This is a genomic window from Pseudoalteromonas sp. S3431 (genome assembly GCF_000690035.1).
Classification (GTDB): domain Bacteria; phylum Pseudomonadota; class Gammaproteobacteria; order Enterobacterales; family Alteromonadaceae; genus Pseudoalteromonas; species Pseudoalteromonas fuliginea.
This window is the reverse complement of the sequence record NZ_JJNY01000042.1, coordinates 25,381-51,199: the sequence shown is the minus strand read 5'-3', so window position 1 is coordinate 51,199 and position 25,819 is coordinate 25,381. Positions and strand designations below refer to the sequence as shown.

Below are 25,819 nucleotides of genomic sequence, written 5' to 3'. Positions count from 1 at the left end.
GCAATGCACACCTAAATAAACCGCCATATTATACGCCAGTTATAAAAATATATCTGCTATTAGTGTGTAACTTTTTATAATTAGTTATAAAAGCCCTATTCACTGACTGACGCTAAAACATTGAAAAATGTAGGAAATGTCTTATAAGTACACTTTGGATCATTAATCGTTATAGGTTTCCCGCCAACAGCAACCATGGCAAAGCACATGGCTATACGGTGATCGTCGTAGGTATCTATTGCTACATCATTGAAATGTTCAGGTGGTGTAATTTCTATAAAATCATGCCCTTCTACAACGTCTGCACCTACTTTTCTAAGCTCAGTTGCCATTGCATATAAACGGTCTGTTTCTTTTACTCGCCAGTTATAAATGTTACGAATGGCAGTTGGACCTTTAGCAAAAAGAGCAACTGTTGCGAGTGTCATAGCTGCATCAGGAATTGCATTAGCGTCAATATCTACGCCTTTTAATTCGCCTTTGCGAACAACTAAACGCTCATCATACCAATCGATTTTCGCGCCTACTTGCTCCATTACTTTGGCAAAGCCTATATCACCTTGAACCGATTTAGCACCTACACCTTTAATCTCAATTTCACCACCCGCTATCGCAGCTGCAGCAACAAAGTAAGAAGCAGAAGACGCATCCCCTTCAACCATAATTCGATCGAGTGATTGATACTGTTGACCACCTTTAACTTTAAAAGTTGCATAATTACTGTGTTCAACATTAACACCAAAACGTGCCATTACATCAAGCGTAATATCAATATATGGTTTAGAAACCAAGGTACCTTTAATGGTTATATTTGTATCACCACTAAACAAAGGTGCAGCCATTAGTAATGCAGTTAAAAATTGACTTGAAATACTACCGTCAATTTCAACTGAGCCGCCCTTAATTTGCCCACCCATAATCTTAAGTGGTGGATAGTCTTTATGTTTAGTATAAGTAACATCACCACCCAATGCTTGAAGAGCATCAACTAAATGCCCTATTGGACGCTCTTCCATGCGCGGCTCGCCTACTAACTCATATTCACCAGTAACAGCAGCAAGTACAGCCGTTAAAGGTCTGTAAGCAGTGCCGGCATTCCCTAAAAACAATGGCTCGCTAGGCGTTTTAAATACGCCACCAACGCCGTTTACTGTCGCGACTGTTCGCTCATCATTTAAAGTTACATGCACACCTAATAATTTTAAAGCACCTAACATATGGCGTATATCATCGCTATCAAGCAAATTTTCAACAACGGTAGTACCGCTTGCCAGTGCTGCTAAGAGCAAGATCCTATTCGATAAGCTCTTTGAGCCTGGTAGGGTTACCGTGCCATTTACTTTTGTAATTGGTTCTAAACGAAGCTGTTCCATTAACTGTGCTCCTTAGCAAAGGCAGCCATAAAGTCTACGAGGGCTTGAACACCTTCAAGTGGCATGGCGTTATAAATACTCGCACGCATACCGCCTACAATTCGGTGCCCTTCAAGTGCAAGTAAACCCGCATCATTGGATTGAGTTACAAACTGCTCATTTAAGCTTTCATCGTTTAGCCAAAAAGGAACATTCATACGTGAACGACAATGCTTAGCGACTATATTTGAGTAAAAGTCAGAATTATCAATAAAATTATACAGTAGCTCAGCTTTTGCAATATTTTGTGTTTCCATGGCTTTTACGCCGCCATTTCTCTCTAACCATTCGAAGACTTCAGCAGCTAAATACCATGCAAAAGTAGGTGGCGTGTTAAACATGCTACCCTGTTTTGCTTCAAGGGCGTAATCTAAAATACCAGGCTTTGCTAGCCCTTCACGCTCAAGTAGTGTTTTACGAACAATAACGATTGAAATACCCGATGGGCCGATATTTTTTTGCGCACCAGCGTAAATTAAATCAAATTTGTTCACGTCTATTTCGCGAGACAAAATAGTCGATGACATATCAGCAACAATCGGCGCAGTTGGGTGACTCGGTACATCAAAAATCTCGAGTCCATCTACCGTTTCGTTAGGGCAATAATGAATGTACGCCGCATCTTCTGGTAATTCCCAGTCAGCAACGTCTTTAATTGAAAATTCACCATCAGCATCATTACGTACATCCGTAAAAGACGTTTGAGTGAACTTATTCGCTTCATCTCTGGCGCTTTTCGACCATACGCCATTTTCGCAATAAAACGCTGTTTTGCCTTCTTGGTGCAAATTTAAAGGAACAGCACTAAATTGGCCACGACCTCCACCGTGCATAAACAACACTTCAAATTCATCACTGATATTCATTAAGCGGCGAAGACTCGCTTCACACTTTGCAGTTAATGCTAAAAACTCTTTGCTGCGATGGCTCATTTCCATTACAGAAACACCCAAGTCTTGCCAATCTAGAAACTCTTTTTGCGCTTTTTTCATAACCGCTTGCGGAAGCATAGCCGGTCCCGCACAAAAATTATATTTACTCATTACCTTTGCCTCATTCCAGTAATTTAACTACTAAGCATGAACGTATAATCCCCATCCACTCAACCTTACGATTTTAATGAATGAATATAATTTCACACTCTATTAATTTTTTTCAACAACATTAAAAAAAGCGGCCAAGGCCGCTTTTTCAATATCAATTATTCTGAAGGAGGATTATCATCCGCTACTTCATCAATAACCGTATCTACAGTTTCAACGTCTTCAATATCAATCAAGTCACTTTGAGTAACTTCAATCTCTTCTATACGTTGTAAACCAACTACTTGCTCTTCGTCAATAGTTCTGATCAAAATAACACCTTGAGTGTTACGTCCAACCGTAGAAACTTCATTAACACGAGTACGTACTAAGGTACCACGATTTGAAATAATCATTATTTCATCGTTGTCGTCAACTTGCACAGCGCCAACAACAGCACCGTTACGTTCACTCACCTTAATTGATACAACACCCTGTGTTGCACGACTCTTCGATGGGTAATCTTCAAGTTGCGTACGCTTACCGTAACCGTTTTCAGTTACCGTCAGAATAGCACCGTCAGTTTTTGGTACAATTAACGATACTACGCGTTGCTCATCTGGCATTTTAATACCACGAACACCTGTAGCAGTACGACCCATAGGGCGAACACCTTTGAAGCGAATCTCAGGGTTACCTTCTTCGTCTAATACTGGATTACCGTTTTCATCAACAACCGTTGTTTCTTCAGCTTCTTTAAAACGTACAACTTTACCTGCATCAGTGAACAACATAATTTCGTTGCTACCATCGGTAATATCAACCCCAATCAGGCTATCGCCTTCATTTAAGTTAACAGCAATAATACCGCTTGCACGTTGACGACTGTAAGCCGTTAATGGTGTTTTCTTAACTGTACCAAATGCTGTTGCCATAAAGATGTATTTATCTTCTGCGTACTCGCGTACTGGCAATATAGCGGTAATTCGTTCATCAGCTTCAAGTGGTAACAAGTTAACAATTGGCTTACCGCGCGCTGCACGACTTGCCAGTGGTAACTGATATACTTTAAGCCAATATAAACGCCCGGCCGTAGAGAAACATAAAATAGTATCGTGCGTATTTGCAACGAGTAGACGTTCAATGAAATCTTCATCTTTCATCTTCGTTGCTGATTTACCTTTACCACCACGGCGTTGTGCTTCGTAATCAGACAATGCCTGATATTTCACATAACCTTCGTGAGAAAGCGTTACTACAACGTCTTCTTCGGTAATTAAATCTTCTAAGCTAATATCGTGAGCCGCTGCATTAATTTCAGTACGACGTTCATCGCCGTATTGTGCTTTAATTTCAACTAACTCATCACGAATAACTTCCATTAAACGCTCTGGCGTTGCCAAAATATGTAAAAGCTCAGCAATTAAATCTAATAGTGTTTGATATTCACTCAGGATTTTTTCATGCTCAAGACCTGTTAGCTTGTGTAAGCGTAAATCTAGGATTGCTTGGGCTTGTTGCTCTGAAATAAAATACTGACCGTCGCGAATACCTAAATCAGCAGCGAGCCAATCTGGACGTGCAACATTATCTTCGCCTGCTTTTTCAAGCATTGATTTTACATTACCTAATTCCCACGAACGTGCCGTTAAAGCAACTTTAGCTTCAGCAGGTGTAGGGGATTTACGAATAAGTTCGATAATAGGGTCAATGTTTGCAAGCGCAATAGCTAAACCCTCTAGCATATGTGCACGATCGCGGGCTTTGCGTAAATCAAATACTGTACGACGAGTTACTACTTCACGACGGTGAATAATAAACTCTTCTAGCATTTCTTTTAAGTTGAAACACTTAGGCTGGTTGTTAATTAACGCAACCATATTCATACCAAACACAGTTTGTAACTGAGTCTGCGCATACAAGTTGTTTAAAATAACCTCGCCTACGTCACCACGTTTGATCTCAATAACGATACGCATACCGTCTTTGTCTGATTCATCACGTAGTGCACTAATACCTTCAATTTTTTTATCTTTAACAAGCTCAGCAATTTTTTCAATTAAGCGTGCTTTGTTAACTTGATAAGGAATTTCGTGAACGATAATTGTTTCACGGCCTGTTTTTTCATCCGTTTCAATCTCAGCACGTGCACGCATGTACACTTTACCACGGCCAGTTTGGTATGCTTGTTCAATACCTTTCTTACCGTTGATAATTGCAGCGGTTGGAAAATCTGGGCCCGGAATATAATCCATTAACTCAGTTATAGTTAATTCAGGATTGATTATAAGCGCTAAACAACCATTAATAACTTCTGTTAAGTTATGTGGTGGGATATTTGTAGCCATACCTACCGCAATACCTGATGATCCGTTAACTAATAAGTTAGGGACCTTTGTTGGTAAAACGTCAGGGATTTGTTCTGTGCCGTCGTAGTTAGGAACGAAATCAACCGTTTCTTTTTCAAGATCAGCTAATAGCTCATGCGACATTTTTGCCATACGTACTTCTGTATAACGCATTGCCGCAGCTGAATCGCCATCAACCGAACCGAAGTTACCTTGGCCATCTACAAGCATATAACGTAGTGAGAATGGCTGAGCCATACGAACTATCGTGTCATAAACTGCACTGTCGCCGTGTGGGTGGTATTTACCGATTACGTCACCGACCACACGGGCCGATTTTTTGTAAGGCTTGTTCCAGTCATTACTAAGCTCGTTCATTGCAAACAAAACGCGGCGATGAACAGGTTTTAAGCCGTCACGTACGTCTGGTAATGCACGTCCTACAATTACGCTCATCGCGTAATCTAAGTAGGAGTTTTTTAACTCGTCTTCAATATTGACTGGCAGAATTTCATTGGCGAGATCAGTCATTTGATATCACATTCCTTCAGTATCAGCTCTCAACGACCCGGTATTGGGTATTAAGAGTATTGTTATTATTTCTAACAGCCATGCTATCACAATTAATTTTAATTTACAGGCGCAAAACTTTGCGATTTATCAATTTAGCCCTATATAATGGCCTCAGATTGACGAGGAAGTATTTTATGACCGAACATCAAAATGTAGATCACGCAGAAATAGCAAAATTTGAAGCCATCGCCGAGCGTTGGTGGGACCTAGACGGAGAATTCAAACCTCTTCACGAAATTAACCCGTTACGTTTAGACTTTATAGCAAACAAAACGCAAGGCTTATTCGATAAAGAAACACTCGACGTTGGCTGTGGTGGCGGTATTTTAAGCCAAAGCATGGCGCGCATGGGCGCAAAAGTAACTGGCATCGACATGGGGCAAGAGCCTTTAACTGTTGCTAAGTTGCACAGTTTAGAAACTGGCGTAAATGTAGATTATATAAAAGTGCCTGCTGAAGAGTTTGCTTCACAAAATCCAGAGCGCTTTGATGTAATAACCTGTATGGAAATGCTTGAGCACGTTCCCGACCCGGCATCTATCATTCATGCCGTAGCCGCACTAGCCAAACCAGGCGCAGACGTATTTTTTTCAACCCTGAACAAAACACCTAAAGCATACTTATACGCTATTGTTGGTGCTGAAAAGCTTTTAAAAATGGTGCCTGAAGGTACACACGACCATAAAAAGTTTATAAAACCTGCACAGCTCATTGCATGGGCAGAGCAAGCGGGTTTAAAAGTTCGTGCAAGTACAGGCCTTTCTTATAACCCACTATCAAAGCAATATACGCTTAATAACGACGTTAGCGTAAATTACATACTTTATTTTGAGAAGTTAGCTTAATGGCTAACTCTCAAGCCCCCCATCCCCTTATTGAGTACGATGCATTTTTATTTGATTTAGACGGCACCCTACTCGACACTGCTGATGATTTAGGTGCCGCTTTAAACGCGGTGCTTATTAGCAATAAAATAGAGCCTGTTAGTAGTGATATATACCGTCCTGCGGCATCTAACGGCGCTGGCGCATTATTAGAGGCTGGTTTTAAAGCGTTATGGGACAAACAACCCCAAAGCGAGCTTATAAAGCAATTAGTTGACGAGTACGCTGCAAACATAGCAAATCACACACGCTGCTTCAGCGGAGTTGAATCGTTACTTATCGCCCTAGATCATAAAAAGATCAAATGGGGGATCATGACTAACAAACCAGGGTTTTTAACCGATCCTTTAGTTGCAGCTATTCCTGCTTTAAAAAATGCCAGTGTAGTAATAAGTGGTGACACTTTAGCAGAGGCTAAGCCATCACCTTTACCACTGCTACATTGTGCAAAGCTTATGCAAGTACAGCCAAAGCGTTGTTTATACATTGGTGATGCACAGCGTGACATACAAGCAGGCAAAGCAGCAGGTATGCATACCGCGACTGCACTTTGGGGTTACATTCCCAGTGAAGATGAGGCATTAAGCTGGAAAGCCAATTTAAACTGGCTAAGTCCAATTGATGGTTTTAACCATATATAGTGCTATGTTAATTAATAAACACTATATATTGTGATTGTGTTAGTTTTTAGGCAAAGCTTGCTGATAAAAAAAGCAGTCAAAATTTATTTTTAAAATGCGTAAATTTAGCAGATCATTAGTTGATTTTTGCATATTTCAACTTAAATGATTGTTCGAAGGTGAGTGTCTACTAACACAAATGCGTTATCCCAAAGTTATCCACAAACAGGGGCAATTATGTCCCTTGCAAAACAATGCAGACCACACTATCTTGTGATCTCTAAATTGAACAACACCAGATATTGTGGCCAAATGTTATTCAATTAAATTCACTAATTTGGTGAAACCTATAATAAATGAGCACTACACCTTGCTAATTTGAGGTGTAAACATTGGTCAAAATACATAATCCCCAAGGAATACAGGCAAAGCTATGAACCAACAGTTATCTGTAAGCAAACGTGACGGGCGTAAAGAGCCGCTTGATCTTGATAAGATCCATCGCGTTATTGAATGGGCCGCCGAAGGTTTAAATAACGTTTCGGTTTCGCAAGTTGAATTAAAATCACACATTCAATTTTACGATGGTATTCGTACCAAAGATATTCACGAAACCATTATTAAAGCAGCTGCAGATCAGATTTCAAAAGAATCGCCAGATTACCAGTATTTATCAGCGCGTTTAGCTGTATTCCACCTACGTAAAAAAGCCTATGGCCAATTTGAGCCACCACGTTTATTTGATCATGTAACTAAAATGGTTGAAGACAAACGCTATGATGCTCACTTATTAGTAGATTATACAGAGCAAGAGTTAGATGAGCTTGATGCGTACCTTGATCATTCTCGCGATCTTAACTTCAGCTATGCTGCTGTAAAACAGCTTGAAGGTAAGTACCTCGTTCAAAACCGTGTAACAGGTGAAATTTACGAAAGCGCACAGTTTTTATATATTTTAGTAGCGGCAAGTTTATTTGCTGACTACCCACGTGAAACGCGTACTAATTACATTAAACGTTTTTATGATGCGGTATCGTTATTTAAGATTTCATTGCCTACACCAATAATGGCTGGTGTTCGTACCCCTACTCGTCAATTTAGCTCATGTGTATTAATTGAATGTGGCGACAGCCTCGATTCAATCAATGCAACATCATCAGCTATTGTTAAGTACGTTTCACAACGTGCGGGTATTGGTATTAACGCAGGTCGAATTCGTGCGCTAGGTAGCCATATTCGTAATGGCGAAGCGTATCACACTGGTTGTATTCCTTTTTATAAGCACTTTCAAACAGCGGTTAAAAGTTGTTCGCAAGGTGGTGTACGTGGCGGCGCTGCAACATTGTTCTACCCGCTTTGGCACCTAGAAGTAGAAAACCTACTGGTACTTAAAAATAATCGTGGTGTAGAGGACAACCGTGTTCGTCACCTAGATTACGGCGTACAATTTAATAAATTAATGTATTCTCGTTTAATTAAAGACGATTACATTACGTTATTTAGCCCATCAGATGTGCCTGGCCTTTATGATGCATTTTTTGAAGACCAAGCAGAATTTGATGCGCTTTACGTCAAATACGAACAAGACGAGTCTATCCGTAAAAAGCGTATCAAAGCCATTGAGCTTTTCTCTATGTTTGCCCAAGAACGTGCAAGTACTGGTCGTATTTACTTACAAAATGTGGATCACTGTAATACACACAGCCCGTTCATTGCTAAAGTTGCGCCTATTCGCCAATCTAACTTATGTTTAGAAATTGCATTGCCAACTAAGCCACTTAATAACGTAAATGACGAAGAAGGCGAAATTGCCCTTTGTACACTTTCTGCGTTTAACTTAGGTGCAATAGAATCACTTGATGAGCTTGAAGAATTAGCTGAGCTTGCTGTACGTGCACTTGATAACTTACTTGATTTCCAAGACTACCCTGTACCGGCTGCTAAAAATGCAACTATGGGACGCCGTACGTTAGGAATAGGTGTAATTAACTACGCATACTACCTAGCTAAAAACGGTAAACGTTATTCAGATGGCAGCGCGAACGCCCTGACTCACAAAACATTTGAAGCGATTCAATACTACTTGATGAAAGCATCTAACGAGCTTGCTAAAGAGCGTGGTGCATGTCCTAAGTTTAACGAAACAACGTACTCTCAAGGCATTATGCCAACTGATACGTACAAACGTGATTTAGATAAGATTTGTGATGAACCACTTCATCTTGATTGGGATACATTACGTGCAAACATTAAAGAGCACGGCATGCGTAACTCAACATTAAGTGCGTTAATGCCATCAGAAACATCGTCGCAAATCTCTAACGCTACAAACGGTATTGAGCCTCCACGTGGTCATATTAGTGTTAAAGCAAGCAAAGATGGTATTTTAAAACAAGTAGTTCCTGAGTATGAACGCTTAAAAAATAACTATGAGTTATTATGGGATATCCCATCAAACGATGGTTACTTACAGCTTGTAGGCATAATGCAAAAATTTGTTGACCAAACAATCTCAGCAAACACAAATTATGATCCAAACAAGTTCGAAGGCGGTAAAGTACCTATGCAAGTCTTATTAAAAGACTTACTTAGTGCATACAAACTGGGCGTTAAAACGTTGTACTATCACAACACCCGTGATGGCGCATCAGATTCACAAGAAGACACTCCAGAAGTGGAAGATGATGATTGTGAAGGCGGCGCGTGTAAAATATAGTTACTAATTTTTATTTTAAGCGGGCATTTAGCCCGCTTTTTCTGATAGTTTTTTTGAGTGATAAACATGTCTTATACTACTTTTAGCCGAAACCATAATAACCAAATGCAAGAGCCAATGTTTTTTGGCCAAACAGTTAACGTATCTCGTTACGACCAACAAAAGTACCCTATCTTTGAAAAGCTAATCGAAAAACAATTGTCTTTCTTTTGGCGTCCTGAGGAAGTGGACGTAAGTAAAGACCGTTTAGACTTTCAGGCATTACCAGATCACGAAAAGCACATATTTTTAAGTAACTTAAAATACCAAACATTACTTGATAGTGTGCAAGGGCGTTCACCAAACGTAGCCCTACTGCCTATCGTATCGCTACCAGAACTTGAAACATGGATAGAAACATGGGCGTTTAGTGAAACAATTCACAGCCGCTCATACACACATATTATCCGTAACGTAACACAAGCACCTGAGCTTATTTTTGATGACATTGTTAGCAACGATAAAATTAGCGAACGTGCTGATGCGGTAACAAAATATTACGATGACCTAATTAACTCTGTATCACTTTACAATTTATACGGTGAAGGAAAACACGAAATTAACGGTAAAACCGTTATCGTGAATTTATTTGAGCTTAAAAAGAAACTTTACCTTGCAATGATGTCGGTAAATATTTTAGAGGCGATTCGTTTTTACGTAAGCTTTGCATGTTCGTTTGCGTTTGCTGAGCGTGAACTGATGGAAGGTAACGCTAAAATCATCAAGCTTATTGCGCGCGATGAAGCACTGCATCTTTCGGGTACTCAGCATATTTTAAATATTATGCAAGACGGTAAAGACGACCCAGAAATGGCGATTGTTGCCGCTCAGTGCCGAGACGAAGCAATTAAAATGTTTGTTGAAGCCGCAGAGCAAGAAAAAGAATGGGCAGAATACCTGTTTAAAGATGGCTCAATGATTGGTTTAAATAAACATATTTTATGTCAGTACGTTGAATACATCACCAACGCCCGTATGACTGCGATTGGCTTACCTGCACAGTTTGAAAACAACAGTAACCCTATTCCATGGATCAACTCATGGCTCGTGTCTGATAATGTACAAGTAGCACCACAAGAAGCAGAAATAAGCTCATACCTTGTTGGTCAAATAGACTCTCAAGTTGATGCATCAGAATTTGGTGATTTTGATTTATAATGAGTGACAAGTCTACTGCAAGCATAACGCTTGCAGAAAACAGCCAGTGTATAGAATTTAATACTGGCTGCCCTTCTCTTTTACACTGCTTAGAATCCATGAAAATAGACGTCGCATTCCAATGCCGTGAAGGCTACTGTGGAGCTTGCAGAGCTACTTTAGTGTCTGGCAGTGTTGAGTATAACGAAGAGCCACTTGCGTTTGTGCGAGAAGGCGAAATATTGTTGTGCTGCTGTAAACCCAATGGCGATATAAGTATTAATTTAAAGTAATCTGCTGACAAATAAAAAGCCAATAATGAAAACATTATTGGCTTTTTGCTTAAGCTGCATTACGGCTAAATTTTGGAATATTATTTTTCTTTCAAATAAACGGTTTTCTTCTCTAGATATTGCTCTAGACCAAATTTACCATCTTCGCCGCCAAAGCCGCTCTGTTTCCAGCCATTATGAAAACCTTGGTGCTGCTCACCCATACCACGGTTAATATAAACTTCACCCACTTCTAATTCGTTAATGGCTTTATTAATATCGAAAAAGTTTTGCGTAAATATATAAGCGCTTAAGCCATAAATACTGTCGTTACAGTATTCAATCGCTTGCTCCATATCTTTAACTTTAACAATAGGGAGTACTGGGCCAAAAGTTTCTTCGTGCACTGCAATGTTATCTTGCTTGACGTCTACAAGTAACGTGGGTTCGTACCAACAACCGCCTTCAAAACCCTCAACAGAAGCAACTTTACCACCAGTGGCGACAGAAGCGCCTTGTTGAATACTTTGTTGAACTATGTGATCAATGTTGTCTATTTCGCGTTGATTACACTTAGGACCCATTTGCGTATCTGGGTTCATAGGATCCCCAACACGAAGTGCTTTTACAGCTGGTATAAATTTAGCCATAAACGCATCGTACACAGACTCTTGAACATATAAACGCTCAACACAGGTGCATACTTGCCCGCAGTTAGCAAAACGACCCCAAAGCGCACCTTCAACAGCCTCATCAAGGTCGGCATCGGCCATAACAACCATTGGCGCTTTACCGCCAAGTTCAAGCATTACAGGCGTCATGTATTCTGCGCTAGTTTTGTAGATTTGCTTACCTGCAGCAGTAGAGCCTGTCATGGTGATCATTTTAGTAATTGGGCTTTCACACAATGCTTGGCCAACAACAGAACCTGATCCATTAATAACGTTTAGCACGCCAGCAGGAATACCCGCTTCATTTGCTAAACGACCTAGCTCGGTGGTTGCTAAAGGTGTTTCTTGAGTAGGTTTTAATACAATAGAGTTACCTGTGATCAACGCAGGTCCAATTTTACGACCAGCCAATGCCAGCGGAAAATTCCACGCAGTAATACCCACAACTACGCCTCGTGGCACTTTATGAATGTATATTTTTTCATCATCGTTATCTGAAGGTAAAATATCGCCTTCAATAGTAAGTGCATGGTCGCATGCATAGTCAATAAAAGTCGCTGTTACGTCAACTTCCATTTGTGCAACTGATAGTAATTTACCTTGCTCTGCAACAAGCATTGGCGCAAGAATATCTTTATTTTCACGAATTTTATTAGCAAACACACGCAATATATTTTGACGTGTGCGAGCTGTCAATTTAGCCCACTTTTTCTGTCCTACATTCGCTGATTCAAGTGCATACTGCGCATCTTCTATACAGCCTTTTGGTATTTCACCAATTTTTTTACCTGTAGATGGGCTTAATATTTCAATCGTGCCACTTGCTTTAGAAGCAACATATTCGCCATTTATAAAATTCACATTATTATGAAAGTTCATTGAACTATCTCCCCATCCATCCGCCATCAACCAATAAAATAGCGCCATTTACGTAACTAGCAGCCTCAGAAGCCAAGAACACAGCAGGCCCTTTAAAGTCTTCAGGATTTCCCCATCGACCTTGTGGAATACGCGCTAAGATGGCTGCATTACGCTCTTTGTCATTGCGTAATGCCTCAGTGTTATCGGTATCAATGTAACCTGGCGCAATGGCATTTACATTAATGCCTTTGCCAGCCCATTCATTAGAAAGCGCCATAACCAATTGCCCAATAGCACCTTTACTAGCTGCGTAACCTGGTACTGTAATACCACCTTGAAAAGTGAGCAAAGAAGCCGTGAAAATAACTTTACCCTCGCCATGCTCTATCATTTGTTTGCCTATTTCGCGGCTTAAAATAAATTGAGCATTTAAGTTAACTTCAATCACTTTATCCCATAAATCATCGCCATGCTCAGCCGCAGGAGCACGAAGGATTGTACCTGCATTATTGACTAAAATATCAATTTTTGGAAAATCACTTTTTACATCATTAATAAAAGAATAAAGCGCATCACGATCACCAAAATCACATTGGTAGGCTTTAAAATTTCGGCCAAGTGCTTTAACTTCTTTTTCTACTTCAGAGCCTTCAAGCTCTAAGCTTGCAGATACACCAATAATATCAGCGCCAGCCTGTGCTAAACCTAGAGCAATACCTTTACCAATACCGCGCTTACAACCTGTAACAAGGGCTACTTTGCCCTCTAAACTAAATTTTTCTAACATATTATTCATTTTCATACCTTTATAATTTTTATTATTGTGGGTTACATTCAACAAGCGCTTTCATGCCTTCTGGATTTCCATCCATACTCGCAAATGCACTACCAATATCAGTTAACGAACTAACCGAACTAATAAAAGGTTTAAGATCTATTTGGCCCGATGAAATTAATTCGATAGCCCAATCAAAGTCGGCCGCTTCGTATACACGTGCACCTAATAACTCCAACTCTTTCCAAAAAAATTGAAATAAATCGATTTCAGGTTTAACACTGTGAATAGCCACCATGACTATACGACCCCGGCGCCCTGCTATTTCAGTCATAGCCTCTATTGCGGGTTTTACGCCTGATACTTCAAATACAACATCAGCACCTTTTGTTTGCGTCCAGCTATCTACATAGGCAGCTAAATCTTCTTCAATGGGATTAACCGATTTAACACCTAGCTCATCGGCAAAAGCACGGCGGCTTTCGTTAGGCTCAGACACGAGTACTTCTGCGCCAACACTTTTAGCAACCGCAGCAACTAATTGCCCAATTGGCCCGCCACCAAGCACAACAACTTTCTCACCCGCTTGTAAGCGCGAGCGTCGTACATCATGGCACGCAACCGATAACGGCTCTATTAATGCGCCTTGTTTTAAATCAACGCCTGCTGGTAATTTATGCAAAGTACGCGCTTTAACTGTCCAGCTTGACTGAAAAGCACCTGGCGTATCTATTCCCATAAACTTTAAGTTTTGACAAATATGCGTATGCCCTGCATTACACGTAGGACAATCGCCACACCAATCTAGTGGACGTACTACCACGTTTTCGCCGACAGCAAAGCCTTCAACGCCTTCACCTATTTCTGCAACAACACCTGATATTTCATGGCCAATTGTTTGCGGAATAGACACTCGTTGATCCATCACACCATGGTATATGTGCATATCAGTACCACAAATCCCAACGTATCCAACACTCAATCTAATCTCACCCGCTTTAGGTTTAATAGATGTGCCTTCAACAATGTTAAATGACTTGTTACCTATATATTGTGCAGCTTGCATATTTTTATACCTTCAAGAATGTTTAATTAAATAGTGACCAAGTAATGCATCATTAAAACAATGCCGATACGAGGAATATCAAAGTGAACTATCATATCTTTGATATGGTTTATTGTTAACAATTTACACCTAGGTATGTAATTTGTAAAGCCACTCTTAATATTTAATATAACTTCAGAGCAGTAAAGCGAGTCAGTTAAAAACATTAAGGCTTGGGTAATAAAATTTACTTGTATGTTTTACTCTCAATCTATATTGTCAACAATTAACACAATGTAAGGAGGCACAATAGTGATTAAAAACAAAAAATCAATTTTTAGCTTAGTGATAATTAGCGCTATGAACTTAGCGGGATGCAGCCAAACCACACAAACGCCCAGTAGCCAAACAAGTAACAACGTTGTATTTTCTGATGTGTCTGAACAAGCTGGCTTAATAACACAAAAAAACTGGAAATATGGCGGCCCTACCATTGCCGATATAAACAGTGATGGTCATTATGACCTGCTGCTAACAAATCACGACACCACTCCTATTCGTTTATTTATGGCAAATGGAGATGGCACATACACACTACAAAACGATATTTTTCCACGAGCAGATCTACACGGTATGTCGGCCGGTGATTACGACAACGATGGTGATCTCGATGTACTTATTGCACTAGGTGGTGGAAATGGCACTACACCTCAACCCCAGCGACTACTTAAAAACAATAATGGTAAATTTGAAGATAAAACCGTCGAAGCTGGCTTATCTAAAATGGGGGCTCGCGGGCGTTCTGTGCGCTGGGTTGATATAGATAGCGATGGTGATCTTGATTTTATCCAAGTAAACGCCGAAAAATTAATTCACGAAAACTCCCCTCGTAATATCATTTTTGAAAATATCGGCAATGGAAAATTTACTTATCACCCATCAGCTACTTTTGAAAATATAAAAGCCGAGCGTGTATTATTAACCGATTACAATAACGATGACATACTCGATATTTTTGCTTTTGATGGATACAACAATTTAGCTATTTATCAAGGTAATAACGACTTTACCTTCGCCAATACGACTCAAGATCTATTAGGTGCAAATAGTGAAGCCTACAAAGGCACGCTCGCAGTTGCGCAAGCTGATATAGATAACGACGGCGATATGGACTACTACCTTGCTCGCGGAAAGCTAAGCTACACTATCGCTAATAACAGTCTATCGTTTAATAAAAGTAGCAAACGACTAGACCTGCGTGATGAAGGTAATAAAAGTCACGATGGCATAACACTCATTACCGACAACACAAACTCAGGAAGCCTTATACTAAGTGACTTTTATCACTTCCCGCGTGCCAAGCTATTAAGCCATATGGATGTATACATAGGCGAGAAAAAAGAATTAATAAATACACCCAATAAAAACACAACCATTAGCCAGAAAAGAGCGCGCGGGTTTCCAACTAAGCTTGATAAAACTGGCTGGTACATTGGGTATTTAGGGAATAATAGATGGCGAGTAGAATGGGTACTTACCGATAACCTTGCATGGGATGTACGCGCATCATTCAAAAATGTAAAAGGCTATCAAAGCGATTGGCAACCACAAAATCTCGCCCTTCCTGATGTATTACTACGTAACGATAATGGTAAGCTAGTTGATATTTCATCTAAATTACCAGCATTAACAAACAGTAATAACTGGGGAGTTGTACCTGGCGATTTTAATAACGACACAAAAATAGACTTTATGGTCTATCGCTTTGGTGAACTAAAAGAGCGAGTTGCCGATGTTTTACTCATTAACCAAGGTGATTACAACTTTAAAGCAACAATCACTCATAACGCCGATACCGAACGTGGCTTAGACTCACATGGCGATATGGGAGCCGCATTTGACTTCAACCTAGACGGAAAACTCGACCTACTAAGCGGAGATGAAGATAACGGCCAATGGCATTTATATAAAAATACCACAGAGTTAAGTCACGCACACTTCACCCTTATTCGAGTTGGGTACTCAAAAAGTGGGGTTGATCCATATGGTGCAAAAGTACAAATTAAAACAGCAACTGCGAGCCAATATCAAGTTATTGGTTCACAAAGTGCTACCCACTCGCAAAGCTTACTTAATATTGTACATTTTGGATTAGCACAGGCAGATTCAATCTCATCAGTTATTGTTACATGGCGAGATGGCAGCTCTGAGCATTTAAATAAACAACCTACAGATCAATTGATAAGTGTTGGTAACTTAAATAACTAATCCATAGCCGCAACTCTCATGCCCCCTTAATTAAGCGAATAACGACAGGGGGCTTATTATATTTACTTGATAATGTAATTTGGGGTTTGTTTTGCATGTTCAATATTCTGCTTATTTAACTGCTCAAAAAACTCATCTATTTGTGCTTTGTATTCCCATGATTGCTGCAATACATTATTTGTATTGTGCTTATTCCACTCATTCCACAGCTTGGCTAATTTCGCTTGTTCAGCGGGTAATGTATCAACCAAATTATGTTGCTCATACGGATCCGCTTTCATATCAAAAAAACTACGGCCTACATTCGGTAGTGGTTGGTTCATATATTTATAATCAGCGGTACGTACAGCATAAATATTCGGTGCCTCTTCTAAGCGCCAAAATAACGCCTGATGTGGGCTGCCTTGTTTAGTGCCTTGTAAAAATGGCAGTAAATTAACACCATCTAATTTCTTATTATCAGCACCCGCTAGTGCAACTGAAGTTGCAGCAATATCAAGTGATGATACTAAACCAGTAAACTCTTCGCCTTTAGGAATTACCCCTGGCCAATGAGCGATAAAAGGAACGTGGATCCCGCCTTCTAGTAAAGCCACTTTACCTCTTCTAAAAGGTGAATTATCAGCCCAATCGCTAGTCGGTTGCCAGCTTTCAGGAAATACCCCGCCATTATCCGATAAAAAGATAATAAGTGTATTATCTAACTGATTTATGTCTTTAAGTGCATCGACTACCATACCTATACCTTCATCCATAACATCAATCATGGCTGCATAAACACGTCGGTCTTCATCTTCAATATGCTTATATTTTTCAATATATTCAGAGGGTACTTGTAGTGGCGTGTGAGGTGCGTTGTAAGATAAATACATAAAAAATGGCGATTCTTGCTGTCGGTGAATATACTTCACGGCATCACGACTAAGCGCTGTCGTTAAATATTCATCAAATTCGGTCACTTGAGTGTTACGCATCAGCGGCAGTGAATAACCATCTCCGCCAACCGTCACTTGATCAGGCATATAATTATGCCCGCCATCTAAAAAACCATAGAAATAGTCAAAGCCACGCTTATTAGGCTGAAAATGCGGTGCGCCACCCAAGTGCCACTTACCAAATACCGATGTATGATAGCCAACGTCTTGTAAACGATTAGCAAAGGTATTTTCAGATAGTGGTAGTCCCATATATTTATCTTGTGGCATATAACTTACATTGTTTTCCATACCTAAACGCGCTTGATAACGCCCAGTCAGTAAGCCTACACGTGAAGGACCACAGTAAGGGTGTGTCACATACGCATTTTTAAAGCGGGTGCCATTACTCGCTAATGCATCAATATTAGGTGTTTTAATCTCTTTTGAACCAGTAAACCCTAAGTCACCATACCCTAAATCATCGGCGAGGATCACCACTATATTTGGTTTTTGCTCGCTGGCATTGACATTAAAACTGTTTATACTCATAAACATAGTTATCAGTATCAATAACACGTGTCGTCTCATTATTTAATCCTCTTTTTAATTATTTTTTTGATGTATGCGATAGCTATCCATACGTGTCATTGCATGACCTTCGTATTCACGCTTTAATTGCCATAAAGGTCTTTCTAGTGTTAGTTCCCACTGGAATAGTTTTTTCATCAAGTTCGCTACTTGGTTTGGCTGCGACGATGCCAAATTATGGTTCTCTGATACATCGACAGAAAGATCGTACAATTCAGCGGGCCGGTCAGGAAAACGCAGTAGCTTTAAGTCTTTGTCTCGAATAGCGGCTCGAGATTCCTTTTTCCAGTACAAGGTTTGATGAGGTCGTTGTGTGCTCTTTGATAATAAAAATGGCATCAAATCAACGCCATCGAGCTGCATCTGCTCAGTCACTTTGCCATTAGCAGCATGAATAAAAGTCGGTAATAAATCGAGTGAACTCACCGGATACGTATAGCGCGTATTATTATTTGAAAGCCTTTTTGGCCACTTTAATAACATAGGTACTCGGATCCCGCCTTCAAGATGATTGGCTTTAGTACCACTTAATGGATAATTATTGGCATAATTTTGATCAGTCGGTCCGCCATTATCATTAATAAACACCACTAGAGTGTTATCACTAATTTTAAGTGCGTTAAGCTTATCTAATACGACAGCAATAGCGCGATCCATAGCAAAATTCATCGCAGCTAATATTTTTCTCTTACCTGTTAAATGTGGAAATTGAGCTAAATCAGCATTCGTTGCTTGCATCGGCGCATGCACCGCTGAAAACGATAGTACTGCAAAGAAAGGTTGTTTATTGACGACGGATTGACCAATAAAATGACTGGTTTGAGTCGCCAGTGCATTTGTTAAGTACCCTTCGTGTTCAATATAGTGTTTAAAGTCTCGCTCCATCTTTTGGGAAGGGTAAGCTTGTTGTTCCTCATTACTGTATGCAAAATAACCACGCGCACCTTCACGAAAGCCATAAAAGTTATCAAAGCCACGCTTAGTTGGATGATAATCATCGTGATTACCTTGATGCCATTTACCAAATAATCCCGTGTGGTAACCCAGTTCTTTGAGGTGATCGGCCATAGTAACTTGAGTAAAAGGTAAGCCCATTTTGTCGCCAGTGAAGCCTGATTTACTCATATAACCTGGCACATTATTTTCTTCAAAACCGAATCTTTGCTGATATTTCCCCGTATACAAACCCGCGCGTGAAGGCCCACACACAGCCGCTGTAACATAGGCTTGCTCAAATACAACACTCTGACTTGCCAACTTATCGATTGTTGGCGTTTGCATTACTTCACTGCCCTGAAAACCGAAGTCGTGATAACCCGCATCATCGGCTATAATCAACAGTATATTCGGTTGCTCTTCCCCGTAACATAGATTACTGAATACACTAAGCAGCAATAACGAATAGACAGATTTTAAATTAATACGCATATATTCCCTTTATAACAAACATCTAAATTGATATTTAAATAATGCGTTACTTTAAATTAAGTGTTGGTTGTGCTGCATTCAATATCCTCCATAACGAGTTATAAAATAATCTTTTCATTATTAATCAACAGACTAAAAGAGGGGTAATTTAAATTTACCATACTAAAAAAGTAAATTGTTAACAAAGCTTGACTTGTAACCCCCATCACCACTATTGTTTTGGTTCTTGCCTTATAAAAATAAAAAATAGCTATGTATTACACCGAATTAAACTGGGATATATTTTTACGTACGGTGATCCCATTTGCGGCTGCCAACATTTTCATTATGGTACTCATTTATTTTACGCTTGTGCGCGAACGCATTGGTGATGCCTACCCTTTTTATTGCGCTTTTATAATCTGTTTTATTCTTTTTTTATGCGGCCCAATTATTAATGTAATGCCACTTAATGAAGGGAAAAGATGGTATGATTTTTTTAGAAACATTTTGCTTTTTAGTATTGGCATCCCCTGCTTACTTTATGCACTATTAACACAAGCTAAGTTGCAATTACCAAAACCCTTATTAATAGCACCCGTTATACTAGGGATTGCATGGTCGTGCTTTTTCCTTTGTGCAGCCCCCTTATATTTTTACAGTCCCAATGAGCTACCTTGGTTAGTTAAGTTAGAAAACATAAACGCACAGCATATTTACTCATCCCAATTGCTTTTAATCAGCGTGCAATTATTACTCCCTTGTATTTTACTATTACAAACAAATCTCAAAGCGTATGTTGCAACCCATGTTTATGGCGCGCTTACACTGAGTGTTTTTATGTGCATTGGTAACGCATTTGAGCTGTGGGTGATTTACTATGTTGGTGCAAGCTTAAGTGCACTAATTTGGAGCTGGGCGGTTTATAACGATATTCAATTTACTAATGATAAAATTAAACAACACACAGAACACCAAAATGCACTCGCCATAGCGCAATTTACAGCAGCTAATAATCGCGACTTTAGCCAATATTACCTAGACAAATTGAATAAAGCATATCCACTGAAAGAGCGTGCTGATCTACTTGAGATTATCTGCACTGCTAATCCACATTTAACAGCGACCAAGTTAGACGAACTATTAGTTAAGCTAAAAATTTACTGTGACAATTCGTTAAGCTGTTATCAGATCAGGGCAAAAGAAATCGCATTTATGATATTTGATAAGGTCATTTTTCATTGCGGAAATAGTAAAGCATTACTTGGTGAACTGGAGAATATCGGTAATCACCTTGATGATGCTAACACTATCATCAATATTGATAGTGCCCTGCATCAAGTGATCACAGTATTACACCACGCAATTAATCAGTTAAATAGTAACACCCCTGACATGCAGCTGGTTGATAAAGTAAAAGCGTATATTATTGAGCAATACCACCATGATATATCCATTGCAGATATTGTCAGTGCTGTGGGTGCGAGCCGTTCTCACACAATGAAAATTTTTAAACAATTAACGGCAACAACGATTAATCAATGTCTAGCTGATGTGAGGATAAACCAAGCTAAATTACTCTTGTTAACTAAAACAGTCACCGAAACAGCCTATGCGGTAGGATTTAATAACTCAGCGTACTTTTCAACGGTATTTAAAAAACACACCGAGTTATCACCAAAAGAATACCAACAACAATGCCAATTAAAATCATCAATGAGGGCTGCTAAATGAGTTTATTTAATTTCCACATCACCATAACGCTGCTGATACAACGATTTATGAACTTGTTTAGCCGCTTCAACTAACTCTGGGTAGGGAATGTCTGTTGTTGTTACAAATCCAACATTATAATTTTCGCCATCATACGCCCGACCGGTAATTGGCGAATCGATATATTGGAACCAGTGAGCACCAATTAAATACGGATTATCAATAACCGTTTTCATATAGGTTTTGTACATATCAGCACGATCGCGTTGATTAGCAGCATGGATAATGCCTGGATTCGGTTGACCAGTATCACCTGAACCAATGTGAAATTCCCCAATAATCGTAGGCATATCTAGTTCTTTCAACATATCCCATGTCATCGGGTCTAGTCCTTCACGATAATAATTATAACTGATCACATCGGCATACTTCTTAGCAGACCAGCGAGCTTCTGGCGATGTCCCCCAAGAAGTAAACCTCGCGCCCATATATAAATGGTCAGGCAATACTGATTTTAAAGAATGATTTACAACCTTAAAATATTCATCGGAGAAACGAGTTAACAACCACGACAAATCGGCAATCATAGCGTTATTAAAATTACTGTCTTTTTTATAGTTAACGCCAGTATTATTAAATACTTCCCATGACTTAATATTTCTATTCCATGCCTTATTTAGCTGGCTAATGGTCTTATACTTTTGTTTTAACATATCACCGAACACTGATTTGGTCGGGCTATTCCCAGTCGTTTTAGATAGTGCATCAAGTACAATGCCATAACGTAAGGTTGTTGAGCCCTCTCCTCCCCAGCTCATTTCGTTATCAATAAACACCCCAATACACCAAGGGTTATTTTGTACTTCTTGGGCAATAACTTGAGTGGTTATGTTAGCTCTTTTAACAAATTCAGGATCGAAAGGGTCAGGCATGGCTCCCCAATAATCAAAACCAGAACTCAACCTTTTAAAGTCGCCGATGATCCACCCATTTGCAAAATAGGGAACTTGTTGATTATTATAAAAACTAGCATCGGTCCAATTCCCAAATGAAGTAAAGCCCCAATCTTGCATTCTTTTTAAGGTTACTTCGCGCCATTTATCAATATAAGAATCTGGGTATTGCTGAGCATAACGACGTTCTAAATTTGCTTGGTAAAAGCTAAAAACTTCCCCATGTTGGATAGGTCCAAGATGAGATGAGCGCTTGTAACTATAGTGATTTGCCAACTTATCATTATACTGTGGTAGCCAATTAAACATGGCTCTTCGGTCTGGATAAGCGATGTAGGCTGATTTTTGATATTTAGCTAAATTACTATTTAAGCCCTTTGAATCTTCTGGCGTTACATCATCAGGGTCACGCGCTCTGACCGCATCATCGCGATAATCTACACCTGTAAATGTTGTTGTGTTAGCCATTCGCGCGTTGGCAATACCTGAGGAAAAAAACAAATAACCTTCGGGGTCAACTAACGCCCATTTGCCATTTACTTTTTCCGTACGAAAAAAACCTGTTGCCTTTAACTTAGGCCCTTGCTTCCAACCGCCAAACTTACTTCTATCCGCCCGCGGGGTTACTTTCGACAAATCATTTAACTCTTTATTTGCGATTGCTCTTAATTGTTGTTCAGAGCTGACCTTTAACGGGTAGTTGACCTGTGTAGATTGACCAAATTTATCGACGATGTTTGTTAAAAAATCTGGTTTTGCATCGGGTATCGTTTCGAATCGTAAATTATCGACGGTTACAGCCGTTGGATTTATTTGAGTTTCTGTATAGATAGCGATACTTTCAACTTGGCTAAAATCTACATTGAGTTTAGCGCCTCTCAAGATCATTTTTCGTGCGGCTGTTTTAAAGCTACCAGGAGTGTCTCTGAGTCCTGTATCAACATTTAAAGTCTGGGAGTTGAGCTCAAAATATAATGTAGCGTGCTCGTTAGTTGTTAGCCCAATTGTGCGTCTTTGGACTTGTTTATCTTTACCTGTAATATTCACACTGAGCATCACTGGAAAGTCGCTTACGTTTGAAACATCGAAAAATAAAGCGCTATTGCCCAAAACACTCAGATCCCATAACTTATTTGGTTTGAGTGTGATCCCAGAGAATTTATGCTTAGTGGAAAACGAAAGCTCTAATGCTTTATTTTTATTTTTAATTACTTGTGTCGTTTTTATATTTTTATTTGTTAGTTTATAACTGTTACTAGCGTGCTCAAAATCGTCAATTAAAATAGTCTTGTTATCGTGTTGCAAGTCAAATTCCCTTGCAACACCTTCACCGCTTAAAACTAACGTTGAGTATACAAAGATAGATAAGCATCTAATTATTTTATTCATTTTATTACCTTATACTTTAACGAGTAATAGGTAATGTTATGAAAACGCACTCTGACACATATTTTTATTCATTTAACTGGTTATGAGTCATTAGTTGAATTATTTGCTGTTGATTCAACGCCGCTTCTACTACATAAAGCTCATCGAGTCCGCCTTTAAAGAACATTTGCTTCTCATGTGTTGCGCCTTCTATGTAACCAATATTTTTGCCTATCGTCAGTGGCCGAGAGGCTGGGTGCTGTAAATTTGTTGCGACTTTAGCGATTGACTTTTTCTGCGTTTTTTCAAGCTTACCATCAACATATAGCAAAACATGTGTCGCTAAGTTACTCTTTAGTCCACCGTATAAAACCACTGCAATATGGTGCCACTCATCATCTCGCAAGTCGGTATTACCCACAATTTGAGCATTGTAGGTCCCTATTCTGATCCTACCTAAAGGCCCGTCAATTAACTCTGGATTAGGGGAAATTTGCCACGCTGAATAATCTTGCTGTAATCCCCAGCTCACAATGCCGTATGCATTTTCAGGTAAAAAATCACTAGGTACTTTGAGCCAAAAGGCGACCGTTCTGGGGTTATCACTGCCAACACCAGGGTACTGTGTTTCTAACCAATTATTTTCACCATTAAAGCTAATTGCCTTATCATATACACCCGCTACCTCTGTTAACGGTTCATCAATAGGTGATTTATCTTTGGCTACATACTGCTGCCCATCAATACCACGGCCGATGGAGAGATAATTATGTTGCTGCTTATCATCAAATGACCAATGTAATAAGTGAGGCTCCTCTATTGAGTCTCCAGGTAATACACGCATAAAATCAGAAGGTACGCTAACAAAGCTGGTAATTTGATGATTTAAATCAAACGCTAATGCCTGATCTTTTTTCACATGTTGATAAGACTGCGTTTTATTGCCACGCGCTTTTATTTCACCATCGAGCACATGTACTTGAGATTCACCGCTATTAGACACTTCGACGCCAAATTCTGTGCCTAAATCTATTATCTCTGAACTTGGGGTATCAACTCTAAAGCCAATTGCATTTTGTGGTACTCGGGCCACTAACTTACCATGATAAAGCGTTACTTTATCTCTGGATTGCAAATTCACTTTAACCGGCGCTTCTAAAACGAGTACCACGCCATTTTCGAGTGAAATTTCACTGTAACCATGCTCAAGAATAATATCTCCTTGACCTAATTGACTGCCAACAGAAAAATTAGCGTTATGCGAAGCAGTCATTTTTGTGACTTCAGCAAACTTATTTGTGTAGTCCAAGTGCTCTGCCAAAAATATAACGCTGACAAAAAGCATAATACTTGCAGCAAGCGAATACGGGCTTGAAAACCAGCTCATTGTACTTTTCGGCCAAATCGTTTTTTGTTGCTCGCTTAGTTTTGCCATTACACTGCGGGTAAAATTGTCTGGTCGCGTATCCGATTGATGATGTGCTTTTAATAAACGTTCACTCGTCACATATTTACTCACTTGTGCAAGTAAATTAACATCATGCTGACAGGCTTCAAGCAATTCGTCGGCAACATCTTCGCCAGCCAAATACGCGGCTAATAGCTGTTGTTGGTGCTTCGTCATTTGTTCAGTCATGCTCATCGTTGCTGCTGCTGTATTCTTTTATCAATACATGTTTTCAATGATTGACGAATTCTAAATAAGCGCATAGTCATAGTAGAATGTTTATCTTCATATTTTCGACATAGCTCAGCCAATGAAACACCTAATGTGTAATGTTCAGTTAATAAATTGCGCATTTTCTCGGTTAATTTTTCAAGGCAAATAGTTAAATTATCAAACATATCAAGCTCGGCCCCTTCATGGATATTTTCATCAATGTGTTGATTTATTAAGTGCTCTAACTCATCAGCGCTGCCTAATGCCACGGCTCGGTGTTTACGTTGATGGTTTTTTAATAAATAAGCAGCAATCCCTCTCAACCAAGCTAAAAAGGAACTTTCACTGTTAAACTCAGCGATTTTTTTAAAAGCAATAATAAAGGTCTCTTGTGCTAAATCTTCTGCTTCGTGAGGGGTATTTAGTCGAATAACTAAAAAGGCCCTCACAGCAGACTGATAACGCTCAACTAACAGAGAATATGCAGCAACATTGCCTTGTAATATATCGTCAATTATAGAACCATCACTTTTACCATCTAACGATATTATATTTTCTTTCAAATCAGAG

General features: G+C 39.5%; 18 protein-coding genes. 7 read left to right on the top strand and 11 right to left on the bottom strand.

The annotated features are described in order from the left end of the window. Positions 1-95: 95 nt before the first annotated feature. The 3 genes from aroA to gyrA all read right to left on the bottom strand — a co-directional run bounded on the left by aroA (position 96) and on the right by gyrA (position 5,313). A complete protein-coding gene (aroA, locus tag DO88_RS08630) occupies positions 96-1,373 on the bottom strand; it encodes a 3-phosphoshikimate 1-carboxyvinyltransferase (protein WP_007376599.1) in 1,278 nt (425 codons plus the stop codon). Then, the gene (gene serC / locus DO88_RS08635) at positions 1,373-2,455 is read right to left on the bottom strand and encodes a 3-phosphoserine/phosphohydroxythreonine transaminase (RefSeq protein ID WP_033016435.1); all 1,083 of its coding nucleotides are present in this window, start codon (positions 2,453-2,455) and stop codon (positions 1,373-1,375) included. Before serC ends, aroA begins: the two co-directional genes overlap by 1 nt. A 158-nt stretch (positions 2,456-2,613) precedes the next feature. After that, a complete protein-coding gene (gene gyrA / locus DO88_RS08640; RefSeq protein ID WP_007376601.1) occupies positions 2,614-5,313 on the bottom strand; it encodes a DNA gyrase subunit A in 2,700 nt (899 codons plus the stop codon). Positions 5,314-5,489: 176 nt separating this feature from the next. Between gyrA and ubiG the strand changes: the two genes are divergently transcribed. From ubiG to yfaE, 5 genes are all read left to right on the top strand, one after another. Continuing rightward, entirely contained in the window at positions 5,490-6,200 is a 711-nt protein-coding gene (gene ubiG, locus DO88_RS08645) for a bifunctional 2-polyprenyl-6-hydroxyphenol methylase/3-demethylubiquinol 3-O-methyltransferase UbiG (RefSeq protein ID WP_007376602.1), read from the top strand. Continuing rightward, a complete protein-coding gene (locus DO88_RS08650; protein ID WP_033031672.1) occupies positions 6,200-6,880 on the top strand; it encodes an HAD family hydrolase in 681 nt (226 codons plus the stop codon). The genes ubiG and DO88_RS08650 overlap by 1 nt, the downstream gene beginning before the upstream one ends. Before the next feature lie 412 nt (positions 6,881-7,292). After that, the gene (gene nrdA, locus DO88_RS08655; protein ID WP_008139207.1) at positions 7,293-9,575 is read left to right on the top strand and encodes a class 1a ribonucleoside-diphosphate reductase subunit alpha; all 2,283 of its coding nucleotides are present in this window, start codon (positions 7,293-7,295) and stop codon (positions 9,573-9,575) included. Positions 9,576-9,641: 66 nt separating this feature from the next. Next, positions 9,642-10,772 (top strand): class Ia ribonucleoside-diphosphate reductase subunit beta, encoded by a 1,131-nt coding sequence (gene nrdB, locus DO88_RS08660; RefSeq protein ID WP_007376605.1) that lies wholly within the window; start codon positions 9,642-9,644, stop codon positions 10,770-10,772. After that, entirely contained in the window at positions 10,772-11,044 is a 273-nt protein-coding gene (gene yfaE, locus DO88_RS18740) for a class I ribonucleotide reductase maintenance protein YfaE (protein ID WP_008139206.1), read from the top strand. The genes nrdB and yfaE overlap by 1 nt, the downstream gene beginning before the upstream one ends. Before the next feature lie 80 nt (positions 11,045-11,124). On the opposite strand, the gene aldA is transcribed toward yfaE, so the two are convergent. Genes aldA through DO88_RS08675 form a run of 3 tightly spaced genes read right to left on the bottom strand, consistent with a single transcriptional unit; the run spans position 11,125 to position 14,396 of the window. Continuing rightward, the gene (gene aldA / locus DO88_RS08665) at positions 11,125-12,573 is read right to left on the bottom strand and encodes an aldehyde dehydrogenase (RefSeq protein WP_007376607.1); all 1,449 of its coding nucleotides are present in this window, start codon (positions 12,571-12,573) and stop codon (positions 11,125-11,127) included. 4 nt (positions 12,574-12,577) lie between these two features. Further along, on the bottom strand, positions 12,578-13,342 hold the full coding sequence (locus tag DO88_RS08670) for a 2,5-didehydro-3-deoxy-L-galactonate 5-reductase (RefSeq protein ID WP_033016439.1): 765 nt from the start codon (positions 13,340-13,342) through the stop codon (positions 12,578-12,580). 31 nt (positions 13,343-13,373) lie between these two features. Next, positions 13,374-14,396 (bottom strand): (R,R)-butanediol dehydrogenase, encoded by a 1,023-nt coding sequence (locus DO88_RS08675; protein ID WP_033039573.1) that lies wholly within the window; start codon positions 14,394-14,396, stop codon positions 13,374-13,376. A 291-nt stretch (positions 14,397-14,687) separates the two neighbouring features. On the opposite strand from DO88_RS08675, the gene DO88_RS08680 reads away from it, so the two are divergent. After that, positions 14,688-16,643 carry a CRTAC1 family protein gene (locus tag DO88_RS08680; RefSeq protein WP_033039571.1) on the top strand — a complete coding sequence of 652 codons (1,956 nt, stop codon included), beginning with the start codon at positions 14,688-14,690 and terminating at the stop codon, positions 16,641-16,643. Between the two features lie 62 nt (positions 16,644-16,705). Here DO88_RS08680 and DO88_RS08685 read toward each other — a convergent pair whose 3' ends face one another. Together DO88_RS08685 and DO88_RS08690 are read right to left on the bottom strand one after the other, a co-directional pair. After that, entirely contained in the window at positions 16,706-18,148 is a 1,443-nt protein-coding gene (locus tag DO88_RS08685) for a sulfatase family protein (RefSeq protein ID WP_033039569.1), read from the bottom strand. 15 nt (positions 18,149-18,163) lie between these two features. Then, complete coding sequence (locus tag DO88_RS08690; RefSeq protein WP_033039566.1) at positions 18,164-19,576, bottom strand: sulfatase-like hydrolase/transferase; 1,413 nt, start codon at positions 19,574-19,576, stop codon at positions 18,164-18,166. A gap of 252 nt (positions 19,577-19,828) precedes the next feature. Between DO88_RS08690 and DO88_RS08695 the strand changes: the two genes are divergently transcribed. Beyond that, on the top strand, positions 19,829-21,289 hold the full coding sequence (locus DO88_RS08695) for a helix-turn-helix transcriptional regulator (RefSeq protein WP_033039565.1): 1,461 nt from the start codon (positions 19,829-19,831) through the stop codon (positions 21,287-21,289). Positions 21,290-21,291: 2 nt separating this feature from the next. On the opposite strand, the gene DO88_RS08700 is transcribed toward DO88_RS08695, so the two are convergent. The 3 genes from DO88_RS08700 to DO88_RS08710 form a co-directional block, all read right to left on the bottom strand. Beyond that, entirely contained in the window at positions 21,292-23,610 is a 2,319-nt protein-coding gene (locus DO88_RS08700; protein WP_157600362.1) for a beta-galactosidase, read from the bottom strand. 64 nt (positions 23,611-23,674) lie between these two features. Continuing rightward, positions 23,675-25,231: a LamG-like jellyroll fold domain-containing protein gene (locus tag DO88_RS08705; RefSeq protein WP_033039561.1), complete on the bottom strand. Its 1,557-nt coding sequence runs from the start codon at positions 25,229-25,231 to the stop codon at positions 23,675-23,677. Beyond that, a complete protein-coding gene (locus tag DO88_RS08710) occupies positions 25,228-25,812 on the bottom strand; it encodes an RNA polymerase sigma factor (RefSeq protein ID WP_033039559.1) in 585 nt (194 codons plus the stop codon). The genes DO88_RS08705 and DO88_RS08710 overlap by 4 nt, the downstream gene beginning before the upstream one ends. Positions 25,813-25,819: the final 7 nt, after the last annotated feature.